The organism is Eubacterium sp. BIOML-A2 (assembly GCF_009680135.1).
GTDB lineage: Bacteria > Bacillota > Clostridia > Lachnospirales > Lachnospiraceae > Faecalicatena > Faecalicatena contortus_B.
Genome location: NZ_WKZK01000040.1, coordinates 22,198 through 37,880, shown reverse-complemented (window position 1 = coordinate 37,880; position 15,683 = coordinate 22,198). Strand labels below are relative to the sequence as shown.

The following is a 15,683-nucleotide window of genomic DNA, read 5'->3' as shown; positions in this document are numbered from 1 at the left end:
GCCGGGTGTCCGGTCAGAAAAGAGCTCTCCGTTTCAGGCGGAGCACCATAAGGAAGCATCAACAAAATATGGCTTGTGCCTGATAGACGGAAAAACAGAAAACGCTATGTAGATTGGTAAATCCATTTACATAGCGTTTTTTCTTTGCACCTATTTGATTTTCAGCGTTCTTTGAACGCGCAGCCGTCACCGAAGGTGGCGATCTTAAGGGGTTTGGGAAATAGTCGCCAACAAGCATCTTTGTGAGGCCAGGCCATCGGCCCACCTCGCAAAAATTCACAAACTTGTACAGGTTTGCATCGCTTGCCACCTTGAAAAATTTATGATCACGGGCGTCTTTTCGACAAAAAATCGCAAAAACTGTTTTGCGGTCCTTGAAACTATCCTGATATTCGGATATAATGTATTATGTATTTTTATATTCACCGGAGGCTGGTATGAAAGGCTATATGTCGGCGCGTGAGGCGTCATATAAATGGGGCGTATCAGAGAGCCGTGTGCATAAGCTCTGCCAGGCGGGGCGCATTCCCGGTCTGGAACGTTTCGGTCGCTCGTGGGTGATACCTGCCGACGCAAAAAAGCCTGAAGATCCACGCAGAACAGGAGGTGATTCGCTTGCCGGAAAAAGATGATTTTCTATACAGCCGCTTCCTTAACGGCGACACCGCTTCTTACGATGCGCTCATGCTCCGTTACGGGGACAGCCTGACGATCTATTTGCAGGCGATCCTCCACGACTGGCAGGACGCCGAGGATATGATGGTCGAGGCGTTCGCCCGCATCATGGTCAAGAAACCGCAGATCAAGGAAGGCTCCTTCAAGGCGTATCTGTTCAAAACCGCCCGCAATCTGGCGCTTCGCTTATCGTCAAAGAAACGCGCGGATATTTTCAGTCTGGACGATTTGGCTTATGAGCCCGTCGCAAGCGAATACATAGAGGAACACCTGGCGGCAGAAGAACAAAAGAGGGTTTTGCACCTCTGCCTTGACCGTATCGATCCGATACTGAAAGAGGCGCTGTGGCTGATCTGTTTTGAAGACATGAGCTACGCCGAAGCAGCGGAAATTATGAAGGTCAACACAAAGAAAATAGACCATCTCCTGACACGGGCGAAACAAAAGCTCCGTGAAGAACTGTTGAAGGAAGGGATCAATCATGCGCACGAATGATGAGCGGCTTGCCGCACTGCATAAAAGAGCCGGTGAAATCAAAAAGGAAAACAGAAAGCGCCGGGTACGGCTGATCCAGTTTACAAGCTGCGCTGCCTGCTTTTTGCTTGTGATCGGGCTTGCCCTTTGGATGCCCGTAACAGAAGGAATGCCCCTGTCGAGCGGCACGGACAGCATGAGCGCCAGCATCTTTTCCGGCAGCGAATATCTTGGCTATATCGTGATCGGCATTGTGGCGTTTTTGCTGGGATGCGCAGTAACAGTATTCTGCTTCCGTTTGAAAAAATGGCAGAAGGACAAAGAAAACGAGGATGACGCCTATGATCGAAACGATTGAAAACGCCGTACAGCTTGGCGTGGCGCTGATCCTCGCCATTGCTTCCGCAGGTCTTACCTATCGGAGAAAAAGCAAAGCCTACGGCACCCTTGCGCTTTTCTATGCCGCCATCGCGCTGGGCGATCTGTACTGGCTTTTGTATCTGGGCTTTTACCGCGTCACGCCGCAGTATTCCTATATCTCGGAGGTGGCATGGTATGCAGCCTGGCTGTTCCTGCTTTTGCTTTTGCGGCAGGTGCAGGGAGAAAGACCCCTTGGCAGGCACCCCATGCTTTGGCTTATCCCGGTCTTTACCGGGGGTATGTGCATCTTTTACATGCGCTGGGGCGATCATGTCGGCAATCTGATCTCCGCCGTTTTCATGACGCTTTTGCTCTGGCGCGCCCTGCCGGGATGCTTTACGAAAGAAAGCGGAAGCAGCGCAAAAAGGTGGTTTTCCATCGCCGTGGCCATCTTCTGCCTTGTCGAATATATCATGTGGACGCTCTCCTGCTTCTTTGGCGGCGATACCCTCGCAAATCCGTACTTATGGTTTGACGCTCTCTATACCGTTTGCATTGCGCTCATCTTTCCGGCGCTCGGAAAGGCGGTGCGGGAATGAATTATATCGAAAACATCTACATCTGCATTGCCGCGCCGCTGATCGTGTCCATCCTCTGCCTCAGGGGAAGGCGCAGACGGTCCATGCTGTTTTTCCTCGGCGGGATGACCGCCTGTCTTGCCGCCTCCTATATCAGCACCTTCCTTGCCATGCTGCACGGCGCGGATATGACTCTGGCGTCCATCGAGATCTCCCCTATGGTGGAGGAGGTCTTGAAGCTCGCTCCCGTGCTGTTCTATCTTTTGGTGCTGGAGCCGGAAAAGGAGGATATCATGGGTACCATGATCATGGTGTCCGTGGGCTTTGCCACCTTTGAAAACGTGTGCTATCTGACCGGAAACGGCTCGGCCCAGCTTTTGCACCTTCTGATCCGTGGCTTCGGCACGGGAGCCATGCACGTGGTCAGCGGCATGATCGTAGGCATGGTGCTTTATTACCTCTGGGACAGGTTGTATCTTCGCTTTGCCGGGACAGCGGGACTTCTGGCCCTTGCCATCACCTATCACGCCATCTATAATCTGCTGGTGGCACAGAGCGGCGCGGCGGCGCGTATCGGCTATATCCTCCCCATGCTGACGGTGCTGCTTGCGCTGACCTTCGGGCGAAAGCGCCTAAAGAATCTGGCGCGCTGAAACAAAATAGACCCTTCGGAACAGGCTGCTTTGATATGAGCGGCCTGTTCTTTTTGCGCCCGAAAAAATTTTTTTGAGTTTTTTTCAAAAAAAGCGGGGAATTTTCGGATTTCATGTATCTATATAAGTGAAAGTGATTTTTCAAACTGAATTTTGGAAAAAGGAGGGAATACCTTGTGAGAACGGCAGAGGAAAGGCTTGCGCTTCTTCACAGGCGGGCCGACCTTCTGGAAAAGAAAAAGGAGCTGGCTTTGGTGAGACTTCTCGGCGGCGTGTCCGGCAGCCTTGCGGTCTGCCTGCTGGCGCTGTTTACGCTGTTCGGACAAGGCGGGCATGGAATCGCCTCATCCGGCTACGCGGCGACCTCCCTTTTGTCGGAAAATGCCGGAGGCTATGTACTGGCGGCGCTGATCGCCTTTGCGCTGGGCGTTGTGGTGACGGTGATGCTCCACAAGCGCAGGCGACGAACAGGGCCGGACCGGCATAACCCGGAAGAAGAATGATTTTTCGTCATCAATAAAATGATCTAAGAAAGGATAGGATCGAGATATGAAAACAAAAAACAGATTATTTGCCATGCTGATCGCATTGATACTGATGGCGGGACTGTTCCCTGTTCAGGCAAAGGCCGAAAAAACCAAGCTCATTGTTACAGCGATAGACCAGACATACACCTATAACGGATTGATACAGGGCGAGGGTGATACGATCTATGCGGATCCGGCTCAAATCGCTCAAAAGGTGCGGGTAGAGGGCCTGAATGCGGGTGACTATATCTCTGTCGTCATGATTTTCAGTCAGGGGACCGAGGCCGGGAAGTATGGCATCACGGTTGGACCTATGTTGGGCGTGAGAAACAGTAATAACGAAAATGTGAAAGACAACTACGACATCGAGTTCGTGACGGGCACAATGACCATCGAGCCGGCGGCGCTCACCGTCACCACAGGCTCCGCTTCGAAGGCCTATGACGGCATGCCTCTTGAGGAAGGAACCGCCACCATAGAAGGTTTTATAAAGAACGATACGGCGACTGTAAAAGCGACCGGCTCCAGGACCGATGCAGGCACATCTGACAACACCTACGAAATCGAATGGGGCGAGACAAAAGCGAGCAACTACAAGATCGTTGAAAAGCTCGGAACGCTGACTGTAACCCCTGTAGAAGCCAGTATCACGGTGTACAGCGCATCCAAGATGCAGGGCAAGGCCGACCCGGACTTCACCGGCAGTGTTGAAGGACTCGTTGCCGAGGGCGACCTGGGAGAAGTCGAATACGTCCGCATCGGCACAGACGAGGCGCCAGGCGACTATGCGGGCGTGCTCGATGCAGTATATAAGGCAAACCCGAACTACAACGTGACTGTGACAAAGGGCAATTTCACCATCACGCCGGTTACCATAACCGGAATCAAACTAAACAGTGACAACGCCAAGAAGGTTTATAACGAGGGCGACGAGCTGGATTTGGCCAGCATGAAGCTGGAGGTCAGCAGATCCGACGGTAGCAAGGATACGGTCGCCGTCACGGAGGACATGGTCACCGGCTTCGACAGCGGCAAGACCGGCAAGCAGATCATTACCGTGACCTATGAGAGCTTCACCGATACCTGCGAGGTGGAGGTCAAGGCGAAGACGAATCCGCCGACGCCGCCCGCGATAAGCTATGCTGCAAAAGACAGCCTCGGAAACACTATTCAGTCCGTCACCTGGCAGAAGGGCAGCAGAAATACCATGGACATCACGATCAAGCGCAGTGAGGACGACAGCCTGACCTTCGGCAATTTCGCAAGCCTTGAGATCGGCGGCAAAACCGTTGACGCAAGGTATTATACCGCGGCGGAGGGCAGCCTGAAGCTGACTGTCAAGCCTGAATATCTGGAGACGCTTTCGGTTGGAGAGCACACCATTAAGGTGAGTTTTGACGACGGCAGCGCTGCGGTGAAGCTGAAGGTGCTCGCAGCCAACGCCGGCGGCAACCCGGAAATAGACTCCGGTAAACCCGCTCCGAATACCGGCGACGAGAGCAATCGCGCGCTTTGGAGCAGTATCATGCTCATATCGCTGACAGTGATGGTCGTCCTTATGCTGCCGACCCGGAAAACAAAAGCCGAAAAGTGATATTTCCACAGAAGGAAAACAAGATATTATCAAGGGCGGCGAGGCGTTTTCATCCCCGCCGCCCGATTTGTTTCCACGAAAGGTGACGATATAAAATATGACCTTGAAATAGAAACACCTCTGTGACAGGCTACAGCAAAACAGCTTTCAATGAGCTGCCCAACCGGACGGTGATCCACAATCCCGAACGAGCGGGAGGACAAAAGCACGCCGCCTTATGAGCGTTGACATATGAAAACAAGATAAAACCAAGTAAAATCAACGCTTTTAAGGGCAGAGGGCAAACAGGTTGTCTGTGAAAACTGAATAACCGAGCGAAAAGGGATGTTTCTATCAAGGAGCATCCCTTTTCGTATGCCAGGACGCCGCAGATTTTCGTTCAAGAATGTCTGCGGCTTTTTCATGCCCGAAACCAAAAACCAAGCAAGGAGGTGCACACCCTATGGCAGTTTTTCGTGTGGAAAAGAACAGCGGCTATACCGTTATGTCCAACCATCATCTGCGCAACAAGGAACTGACCCTAAAGGCAAAGGGGCTGCTATCGCAAATGCTGTCCCTGCCGGATGACTGGGACTATACGCTGAAAGGTCTTGCCTTTATCAACCGGGAGCAGATCGACGCGATCCGCGAGGCGGTAAAGGAGCTGGAAACAGCCGGATATATCGTCCGGTCAAGAGAACGCGACGAGAAAGGACGGCTGCGCGGCGCGGACTATGTGATCTATGAAACGCCGCAGCCAGAATCGGATTTACCTACGTTGGAAAATCCAACATTGGATAATCCAACGCAATTAAATAAAGATATACAAAGAACTGTCTTATCAAAAAAGAAAAATCAAATACGGATGTATCAACTACCGATTCCATTCCTTTCCCTTATGAAAGTTAACGTGGCTTTGAAAACATTTTTTGACCGATCCGTGACAACGGCACGTTGCTTTTCTCAAAAATAATGTGCAAGCGTCGGAACCGTCACAGACTCTTGTCCTGCTCCATACCGCGAGCTGGGGACAAAATGCTGTCCACGTTCCGCCTGACGGCATCGTATTCCCGCAGCCGATTTTTCAGTTTGTCATAGTCTGCATATAGCTTCTCCTTTTCTCCCGTCAGGCGGGCGTAGTCCTCTTTCAACTTTGCTGCATCCGGCAGCTTGCCGGTGACGCCCGCATCTTTCAGGGCGGCGGTGGTTTGCGCTCCGCTGTCCTGCAGCTCCGCGATTTTGTCCTCCAAGTCCGTGTACTTTCCGATCCCGTTATGATCCAGAAATGCCATCGTCCGGGCGGCGCGTTTCAGGTTTTCAATCTTTGCCCAGCGTTCATAGCCCGCCGATTGCTGCGCCTTGATGCTGTTCTCTATGTCGATCATCAGGGAAATGCCGCCGCGCTCCTGCTTCGGCGTTTTCAAAATGACCTTGCCCTTGATACGCTCGGCTATAGCTTCCTCGGTGTAGGCTGCGCCCAGCGTCTTTGTGCGTGTGAAGCGTTCCTGTCCGGGTGCGCGGAAGGAGATATACTTCCCACGCTTTACCTCGTAGCCCTCGGCTTCCAGACGGCGCAGCAGGTCGTCCAGATCGGCAGCGGCGGGAATGAGCCGATCAATGGCCGCTTTCAGCTTTGCCTTGTAGCTTGTCCCTTTTTGCTGCGCGTTCCACTCGGCGTATTGCTTGCCGCGCTCCGCACCGGGGATCACGACGGACAGCCCGTTTTCCTGACACAGCCTGTCGCTGGCGCGGCGGATTTCTCCGTAGCTTTTTCGGTTGGAGATATACTTTTTGTGCGCGGCAAAGTCCACGGCGCAAAACAGGATGTGATTGTGTACGTGCCCCTTGTCAATGTGGGTGGCGATCACATACTCGTATTTTCCGCCGAGGATTTCATCGGCAAGCTGCTTGCCGATCTCGTGGGCTTTCTCATAGTCCACTTCTCCCGGCGAAAAGGCCTGTATCAGGTGATGAGCAAGATTGTTCCCCTTGTTCATGGCCTGTCTGCGGGTAAACTCAAACTCAATATCCGCTGTTTCGATGGAGCAGCCGAAGAAGGACACCAGCAGCTTTTCGTCGGTCTTTGCCGGGTTGGTGATATAGTCCAACGCTTTCTTTAAGGTGCTTTTAACAGGATGGATCTTTGTGACTGCCATATCTCTGTCAACGCCCCCTTTATGTCCTCGATGTCCTGCGCATACAGCGTCCCCGTGGCATTGACGCGCCGGGCGATCTGGTTGATATTCCTGCCGATCTTTTGCAGCTCGGCGGTGTGTGCCTTTACGTCGCTGTAATCCATTTTCACTACATAGCCGTCTATGAGCATATTGCGGGCATACACGGAGAAGCAGCCCGTTCCCATCTGCTGCATTTTCCGCTGGATCATGGCGCGTTCCTCCGCCGTCACCGGGACGCGCAGCACAATGTTTCGTTTTCGTACCGCCATTCTTTCACCTTCCTTTCCGTTCGCGTAATACGGGTTTGGGACTATCCCAACAAGCAGAAATGCGAGGCGCAGGGGCGCGGCATTTTGGGACGTGTGGCTACACTCCCTATGCTTGCTACGGTATCTTCCCCTACTCCCTACAACGAACGGAAACGGCTTTTTGCCAAAGATAAGCGTCCGAGATGAAAAAAATTTACAATCAACCCGCCGAAAATTTCCCATACCCCTTGTAAAACGCGGAAAAATCGTGTATAGTATGAGGTGATATGAGGCATATCACCGAGGCGATCATGATCGGTGATTAGATTTTTACACCCGGCAAGCGGGATAAAGCGAGGCGGATACCCATGCGAGACGTAGCGAAACTGACGCCGGATCAGCTCAAGCGGCGGCAATCCTTTCTGGAACACGGCTTTGAGATGTTTTCTTCAAGGAGCATTGAGGCGGTTTACCTGCCGGACGTGGCGAAGGCCAGCGGGCACGGCATTGCGACGCTGTACCGCTATTTCAGCACCAAGGCCGAATTTGCCCTGGCGGTTGCCGAGTGGAAATGGGGCGAGTTCTTCCGGGAGAACCGCAAGCGCAGCCCCATCCACAATCTTGAGGACAAGACGGCGGCGGATATGCTGGACTTCTATCTGGAATCCTTTTTGGAGCTGTACCGCAAGCACAAGGCGCTGCTGCGCTTCAACCAGCTATTCAACATCTACATCCGCGCGGAGAACATCGACACCGGCACCGTGGACGCCTATCGCGGCCTGATGCAGCCCATCGTCGAGTATTTCCATGTGATGTACGAAAAGGCAAAGCAGGACGGCACCGTCCGCACCGATGTTTCGGAAACGGAAATGCTCTCCACCACCATCCACCTGATGCTGGCGGCGGTGACGCGCTACGCGGTGGGGCTGGTGTATCAGCCGGAGGACGGCTTTGATGCGGAGCAGGAATTGGAAGCCCAAAAGAGAATGCTCTATCGGGAATTTACCACGCGGTAGAAAATGCGGAAATGTATCGGAGAAATACCATGAAACCCATTGACAAAACGGCGAAAATGTGCATAATCGCTGCAAGCGGAGCGGAACGGATAAGGGTAGCCATACCCTTTTCTCCGCGCGCCTTTATAACGGAATACACCAAGCGCAACGACAACGCGGGGGCGGTTTGCCCCGCCGGGTCGCTGCGCTTTTTTGCGTGAACGGGGGTGGTTTTTCGTGAGCTTCCTCCACTTTGCCAGCCGGGACGATCCGCGGCCCGGAGCCTGTTTGAACCCACTCCAAAATCCTGAACGAAACGAGGTAAGGATATGAAAAAGAACGCCAACAGAGCATTGAGCATGCTGCTTGCGCTCATTATGATTGTCGGGCTTCTGCCAATCAGCGCCTTCGCGGAAAACGATGCTCCGACCACGGGCACGGACATTGCCATCGAGAACATGGACGGCAAGGAAGAAGATACCGCTAAGGAGAGCGCTTCACCCTCCGATCCGGGCGAGCTGCCGGGATCAGACGAGGACAAGGAGCAAGGCGATAACAAGGGCGGCGAGGATAAAACCGCCGAGAGCAATCCGTCGCCGGAGCCCGCAAGCTATACCCTCACCCTCAAGGCCGATCCCGCCGAGGGCGGCACGGTAGAGGGCGGCGGGAGCTATGACGCGGGCACGGAAGTCACCGTCAAGGCCACGGCCAATGACGGCTATGTCTTCACGGGCTGGTACGTGGAGCCGGAGGAGCAGAGGGACGCGGAGGAACGCCGCGACGAGGACAGGCGCAGCGAGGACGCGGAATACACCTTTACGCTCAACGCAGACCTGACGCTCTGCGCGGTGTTTACGCAGCAGCCGCAGCCGGATGAACAGACGCCCGCCACACCAACGGACGGCGAACCCGGCGAGAATACGGACGAGGTATCCGGCGATACGGGGGACGGCGCAGCAGGCGGGAAGCGGGAAGCCCCCGCAGGCGAGACCTTCACCGTCACCTTCGATACAAACGGTCACGGAACAGCCCCTGCTTCCGTTACCGTGGAGGACGGCGCTACCATCACCGCGCCCAAAGCACCGGAAGCGGCCGGTTTTATCTTCACCGGCTGGTACACGGAGCCGGAAACAAAGAATATCTGGAATTTCGGAAAAGACACGGTAACCGGTAATCTCACGCTTTACGCGGGCTGGGAGGAAGCGCCCGCTCTGGCCCTGCGCGGCATGTCCGCCGCGCCCGCGCTGCGCGACGGCGCCAAGGGCGTCAAATACAACATCAACGTGGTAAAGAACATCCCCGGAGGCGAGTTCTGGCTCTCATGGATCAATGATGAAATGTATCCCAAAGAGCATAAGGCAGAAGTTGCTTCGCTTGTCTATTGCCATGTGAAAGAGGACAGTGGATGGTTCTTTGTGGGAGCTATTATGGAGGGAGGAGGAGAAACAAGACCCCTGGGAAGACTGGGTGCGGGAGATAAGTTGTGTGTGGCGTTCCATATGCCGGCCCATGATGTAACGATCACGCCCTGTTTTGTCCGTGCCTCAAACGGCACAGGCGTAAACGGATACGAGCTAAATTTCGTGTACGATTCGTCCCAGGGAGCAATGGTAAGAGACGCAAATAACCGGCCAAGAGCTCCCGAAGGGGACGGCGTCAGCGTTTTCGCATCTCCACGGGATGGCTATACGGTGGATCAGGTCCGGATCTGGGATACGAGCAACAACAGGGAGGTCCCCATCGAGACGCTATGGCCTTCTGGCATACGCGGCGATAATATGTACGCCTTCACTTTCCAGATGCCCAAAGGCAACGTGGAGGTCCGGGTGAGCTTCAAGCGCCTGGAGGGCTGGCGCGCGTTGAGCTGCTCCGTCGGGGAACACGGCAGCGTGCGCCTGATCGGAAGAAACGAGAGCATCAAGGACGAGGGCAGCGGCCCGACCACCCTGTACATGGCGGAAGAACCCGGGCGGCATTGCAGGCTCGAGATCATCCCGGATAGCGGCTACGAGCTCGGCGAGGTCCGCTTCACCAACGCCGCGTATTCCTCTTATGTCCAGGGCGAGACCACGGAGAGAACCTACTATTTCGATATGCCCGACAAGGAGGCGCAGATTTCGGTCTCCTTTGTCCCTGGCAGCTATCACCGGGCGACCTTGACCATGTCCGGACCGGGGAATGGTGCAACCCTATACAGCAAAGGCGGGACGCAACAGATCCGGGTCAACGCCTCCGGCGCAACGGACTATAAAGAGATACAAACAGGTACAGAACTCTATGTATTGGCTGGTTATGGTGGGGAAAACTTTGTAAAGTCCATTACCGTCACACGGAAATCAGGTCAGTCCTTTACTGTGGAGCAGGGAGAAAGCTTCCTCATGCCGCCGGAGGCTGTCACGATCAGGGTGCTGGTTGCAGAGCTAACGGCTCCGGTTATACTGACAGACTCCTTACCTGAGGGAACGGTAAGGAAAGCGTATGAAGTATATTTGGAATCCAACCCACCGGCGAAGCCCACGGGTTTCTTTTCAGTCTACAAGCCGGCATGGGAGATATCATCGGGGAGTTTGCCGTCGGGGCTAAACCTGGACAACTATAGTGATGGGATAGCACGGATTAAGGGCATACCGGTACAGGCGGGACGCTATACCTTTACGGTGACCGCAAGTAACGAGAAGGGCAGCGGCAGCAAGCAGTTCACGCTGGTCATCAAGGACCCGACCTATTATGATGTGACGGTGAGCAGAATGCCCGAAAACGGCGGGACGGTTTCGGGCGCGGGACGCTATGCCGAAGACAGCCGGGTGCTGCTGTCGGCAAAGCCGGAGGAGGGCTTTGCGTTTGGCGGCTGGTATCAGGGGATCACCCTCCTCAGCGATCAGGCGAAGGATTATGAGCTGACGGACGCGATTAAGCGCGCCTACGAGCTCGAGGCGGTCTTTTACCCGCTGCAGCCGTTCTCCGTCGCCCTGCGCACGGCGGACAGCACGATGGGAAAGGTCTCCCTCACGGTAAACGGCGGCGCGGCGCAGACGGGCGAGAGCATCAGTCAGACCCTTTACGAGGGGAGCAGCGTAAGCTTTGAGGCGATCCCGGAGACGGGCTATGCCTTTAAGGAATGGCGCGGCGCGAGCGGCCTTGCCAATCCGCACAGCGTCAGCTATTTGGATCAGGCCTACGACCTGACGGCGGTGTTCGTAAAGCCCTATCCCCTCTGGATCGGCGACACGCAGGTGGACTCCTCCAACCTGGATAACATCCTGGGTCAGACCGACAGCCAGGGCAGACCCACCGCGTCCTATGACCCGGCCACCAAGACCCTGACGCTGCATAACCCCACGATCAGCGGGGCGCATGACCGGGCGAGGATCTACAGCGAGGATTCACTGACGATCAGCGGCGAGCTCACAATCGGCAGCAGCGACCGAGGCGTCGCGGTTTACACGAGAGGAGACGGGGCGCTCAATACCCTGACGATCGCCGCGGGGTCAAGCATCGCAATCACATCCGACAATGAAGCGATCTATGCCGAAAGAGCCGATGTGCATATCAAGGGCGGCACACTCACGGCAGCATCGGGCTACCGCGCCGTCAACATAAAATACCGCGGCAATTTCATCATGGACGGCGGCGACGTGTCCCTTTCCGCGCCGAATATCGCCCTGATTGCGTGGAAAGGCGGCTCCAGCCAGACGCCTTATTCCGGCGAGCACTGCATCACCGTGGGCGGCGGCGTGATCCGGGCCTATTCCGAAACGGAAGATCCGTTCCTGGCGGGGGACGGGGTCATCAGCTATCCCGCCAACTACCGGGCCGTTGACGCGGAGAACAATGTTTTGACCCTCGGCAGCAATCAAAGCAGCTTCGGGGTGAAAGGCACGACGATCACCATCGAGCCGAAGCCGCAGCTCACCGGCTTCGAGATCAGCTTCAACATCGTCAACGGCACATGGGAGGGCGGCACGGCGCAGAAAACCGTGACGCTTGCCGAGAACAGCACGATCCAGGCCGGCGACGTACCCAAGCCCCAGCCGGCGAGCGGCTATGGCGTCGGCGCGTGGGACGTCAACCCCGTGGGCCAGAGCGTGACCGGCAACGCGACCTATACCTGGAGCTACTTCCATTACAAGGTCGACTACGATACCCAGGGCATGGGCACGGCCCCCGCGCAGACGCAGAGCATCAACAGCGGCAGCAGCGCCAACGGCAGCCCCGACGTGGAGTGGTACGGCAGCGCGGCAGAAGTTCCTATGCTCAGCGGGGACGATCGCTTCCGCGTGTACGACGCCCAGGGTCTGATCTGGTTCACCGACCCCAATGACGACAGCAGCGCCGTAAAACCGGATACGCCGATCGGCGGGGATACGACGCTCTACTGCATGTGGGTGAGGGGCGACAAGGTCGTGGACGCGGTGAGCCTCAGCGTCTTCCCCAAGGCGGGCGACCCGATCCCGCAAAACCACTGGTATCCGGGCGGCGAATGGGGCGAGCTGAGCGCGCAGTTTGTGCGCGCCAACGGCACGGATTATGAGATCGGCGCGGTCAACTGGGACCCGGACGGCGATACGACCTTCAAGCAAGGAAAAACCTATGAGCTGCGCGTCCAGGTCTCGACCGGCGACACGGAGAGCAGCCGGACCTTCCTCAAGGGCCACGCCACGGTGAAGCTGGACAGCAATTATGCGATCACCAACCCCGAGGTCTGCTACGCCCTGAGCGTCGACGGCGCGGCGAGCGCCAAGATCGACTATGTCAATCCCACGGAGAGCTTCGTGACCATCAAGTATACCGTGCCCGCCCCGTCAGTGAGCAAGCCCGTCAACGTCACCGTCACGGGCAAGACGGCCAGTGCGGACTACGACGGCACGGAGAAGAGCGTCAGCGGCTTTAGCTTCACTGCCAAGGACAGCGACGACGGCGACGTGAGCGGCGTCACGGTCACGCTCAAGAGCGCCCACGCGGACGCGGCCAGCATCGCAAAGACCGACGCCGGCGCATACGGCATGGGCCTCCAGGCGGAGTACTTCGACGTCACGCTGCCGGACGGCTATACGCTCGGTACGGTCACGGTGAAAGATGGCAAGCTGACGATCGCGCCCGCCGACATCTCCACGGCAACGGTCAAGATCGAGGATCTGGCTTATAACAGCTCTGGGGTATGGCCCGAGCCGACGGTCACATGGAACGGGATAACGCTCCAGAAGGGCAGCGACTACGACGTGGTCTGCGGTCAAGACGTCAACGTCGGCGACAAGACGGCAACGATCACCGGCAAGGGCAACTACACGGGCAAGATCACGGCTCCCTTCAAGGTCATACCGCTCGACGCCTCCGACTTCGAGGTAATCATCGAGCCCGAGACCGTGGAGTACAACGGACAACCGTGGACTTTTGTTGCCGGCATGGCTGACCTTGGTCAGAACAAGATCTCGGTCGCCGTCTCAAAGTACTTCTCGTCAACGCCGCTCGAGTCGCCGAGGGACTTTGATTTGAGCTGGTCCGACAGCACAGAGCCCGGCACGGTCACGGTCACCGCAACGATGAAAGGCAACTACACGGGCAGTGCGACCGGGACATTCCGTATTGTTGATCCCGCGCAGCCGCCGCAGGGGACCGTGGAGGCCGATCCCGCCAGCCTGACCTTCGACCCGGCAGAGCACGGCTACGGCACGATCTCCCCAAAGCCTCTCACGCTGCGAAACGGTACGTCGGGGAGCGTCACCGTCAAGTCCCTTGACGGTCTGACAGCTTTTGAGGCCACGCCTCTCAACGCTGCCGCCCAGCCCGTCAGCCTGCCTTTCACGCTTCCGGCAGGCGAGAGCATGAACATCGCCGTTAACCCCAAAAGCGGGCTTTCGGCGGGCACGCATAGCGAAACGCTGACCATTGCCTACAACGACGGCACGGATCAGACGCTTTCCGTCGCGCTGAGCTTCACCGTCACGGGCACGCCGCCACAGCCGACAACCAAGCACACCGTGACCTACATCGTGGTCAACGGCACCTGGGCAGACGGTACGACAACGCCGAAGACCGAGGAGGTCGAGGACGGACAAAGCCCCACGCAGATTCCAACGGGTATGCTCCCCGCCGAGAACTACGAAGGCGGCGCGTGGAGCCCTGACCCCAATGGCGCGACGATCACGGGCGATACGACCTTCACCTACACCTTCGACGTCAAAAATCTGGATGTGGTAGGCATCGTGAATTGGGATGGCGATGACAACCAGCAGGACAAGCGCCCTGAGAAAATCATGGTGCGTCTGCTGGCCAATAACACGGAGCACGCATCACAAGAGGTGAAAGCAGGCCCAAGCGGCCTCTGGACGTTCAGATTCGACAACCTCCCCGCCTCCGATGCGCAGGGTGCCATCGACTATACGATCACCGTCGATGAGATTCCGGAGTACACGACCAAGGTGGAAAAGGTGTCTGGCACGCAGTTTGTTGTCACGAACACGCTGAATGGCACCGTGAAACCCAAGCATACCGTGACCTACAATGTGATCAACGGCACCTGGGCGGACGGATCGAATGGCCCGAAGACCGAGGAGGTCGAGGACGGACAGAGCCCCACGCAGATACCCACCGGCATGATCGCCTCCGAAGGTTTCGAGGGCGGCGCATGGAGCCCCAACCCAAGCGGCGCGACGATCACCGACACGGCGAGCTTCACCTACACCTTCACGGCGAAGCAAAACCCGCCTGGGCCTGTCACTGTGACCGGGATCAAGCTCAACAGCAACGGCGCCAAGAAGGTTTACACCGAGGGCGAGGCGCTGGATGTGACCGGCCTGACGCTGGAAGTGAGCAAGTCTGACGGCAGCAAGTCAACGGTCGACGTTACAGCGGCTATGATCTCCGGATTCGACAGCAGCAAAACCGGTAAGCAGACCCTGACCGTGAGATACGAGGGCTTCACCGCTACCTACGAGGTGGAGGTCAAGGCGAAGACGAATCCGCCCGTGACCACCTCTACCATCAGCTATAACTTGAACGGCGGTACGCTGAACGGCAAGACGGGAACCGTGACGATCCAGGCGGAGAACGGCACGACCATCACGCTTCCCGCTCCCACAAGAGAGGGTTACACCTTCGATTACTGGGAGGGTTCCCGTTACAACGCGGGCGACAGCTACACCGTAAACGGCGATCATACCTTTACGGCACAGTGGAAGAAGAACAGCACGACGCCTGGTACGAGCGATCCCGGAAAGACTTCACCGAAGACCGGCGACGAGAGCAATCTGGCGCTGTGGAGCAGCCTCATGTTCCTGTCCCTTGCAGGGATGTTAGTTGTGGCCGTGGGTACAAAGCGCCGCAGAAAAACAAGATAAGCAAATACAAGCAGTGGCTGCAAGGAAAACCCTTGCAGCCACTGTGTTTTATCTCTGTATTATTTTCATAAATAATTTGCATTTTC

10 protein-coding genes and 1 pseudogene are annotated in these 15,683 nt (G+C 56.3%); 9 read left to right on the top strand and 2 right to left on the bottom strand.

The features are described from left to right. Nucleotides 1-615: 615 nt before the first annotated feature. The 7 genes and pseudogenes from GKG43_RS14190 to GKG43_RS14160 form a co-directional block, all read left to right on the top strand. Entirely contained in the window at nt 616-1,170 is a 555-nt protein-coding gene (locus tag GKG43_RS14190; RefSeq protein ID WP_129880003.1) for an RNA polymerase sigma factor, read from the top strand. Continuing rightward, the gene (locus tag GKG43_RS14185) at nt 1,157-1,507 is read left to right on the top strand and encodes a DUF4179 domain-containing protein (RefSeq protein WP_129880005.1); all 351 of its coding nucleotides are present in this window, start codon (nt 1,157-1,159) and stop codon (nt 1,505-1,507) included. The genes GKG43_RS14190 and GKG43_RS14185 overlap by 14 nt, the downstream gene beginning before the upstream one ends. Next, the gene (locus GKG43_RS14180; protein WP_129880007.1) at nt 1,491-2,108 is read left to right on the top strand and encodes a hypothetical protein; all 618 of its coding nucleotides are present in this window, start codon (nt 1,491-1,493) and stop codon (nt 2,106-2,108) included. The genes GKG43_RS14185 and GKG43_RS14180 overlap by 17 nt, the downstream gene beginning before the upstream one ends. Continuing rightward, on the top strand, nt 2,105-2,740 hold the full coding sequence (locus GKG43_RS14175; protein ID WP_129880009.1) for a PrsW family glutamic-type intramembrane protease: 636 nt from the start codon (nt 2,105-2,107) through the stop codon (nt 2,738-2,740). Before GKG43_RS14180 ends, GKG43_RS14175 begins: the two co-directional genes overlap by 4 nt. Nucleotides 2,741-2,916: 176 nt before the next feature. Continuing rightward, a complete protein-coding gene (locus tag GKG43_RS14170) occupies nt 2,917-3,243 on the top strand; it encodes a hypothetical protein (RefSeq protein WP_129880011.1) in 327 nt (108 codons plus the stop codon). Nucleotides 3,244-3,289: 46 nt separating this feature from the next. After that, entirely contained in the window at nt 3,290-4,861 is a 1,572-nt protein-coding gene (locus GKG43_RS14165; RefSeq protein ID WP_129880013.1) for an MBG domain-containing protein, read from the top strand. A gap of 442 nt (nt 4,862-5,303) precedes the next feature. Continuing rightward, nucleotides 5,304-5,731 (top strand): annotated as a pseudogene (locus tag GKG43_RS14160) (helix-turn-helix domain-containing protein); the annotation flags it as partial. 101 nt (nt 5,732-5,832) lie between these two features. On the opposite strand, the gene GKG43_RS14155 reads toward GKG43_RS14160, so the two are convergent. Continuing rightward, complete coding sequence (locus GKG43_RS14155; RefSeq protein ID WP_129880015.1) at nt 5,833-6,996, bottom strand: relaxase/mobilization nuclease domain-containing protein; 1,164 nt, start codon at nt 6,994-6,996, stop codon at nt 5,833-5,835. Next, nucleotides 6,957-7,286, bottom strand: coding sequence for a plasmid mobilization relaxosome protein MobC (mobC, locus tag GKG43_RS14150; RefSeq protein ID WP_129880017.1), 330 nt, complete (start codon nt 7,284-7,286; stop codon nt 6,957-6,959). Before mobC ends, GKG43_RS14155 begins: the two co-directional genes overlap by 40 nt. Before the next feature lie 347 nt (nt 7,287-7,633). On the opposite strand from mobC, the gene GKG43_RS14145 reads away from it, so the two are divergent. Together GKG43_RS14145 and GKG43_RS14140 are read left to right on the top strand one after the other, a co-directional pair. Continuing rightward, nucleotides 7,634-8,281: a TetR/AcrR family transcriptional regulator gene (locus tag GKG43_RS14145; protein WP_129880019.1), complete on the top strand. Its 648-nt coding sequence runs from the start codon at nt 7,634-7,636 to the stop codon at nt 8,279-8,281. Nucleotides 8,282-8,589: 308 nt separating this feature from the next. Continuing rightward, complete coding sequence (locus tag GKG43_RS14140) at nt 8,590-15,597, top strand: InlB B-repeat-containing protein (protein ID WP_129880021.1); 7,008 nt, start codon at nt 8,590-8,592, stop codon at nt 15,595-15,597. Nucleotides 15,598-15,683 lie beyond the last annotated feature (86 nt).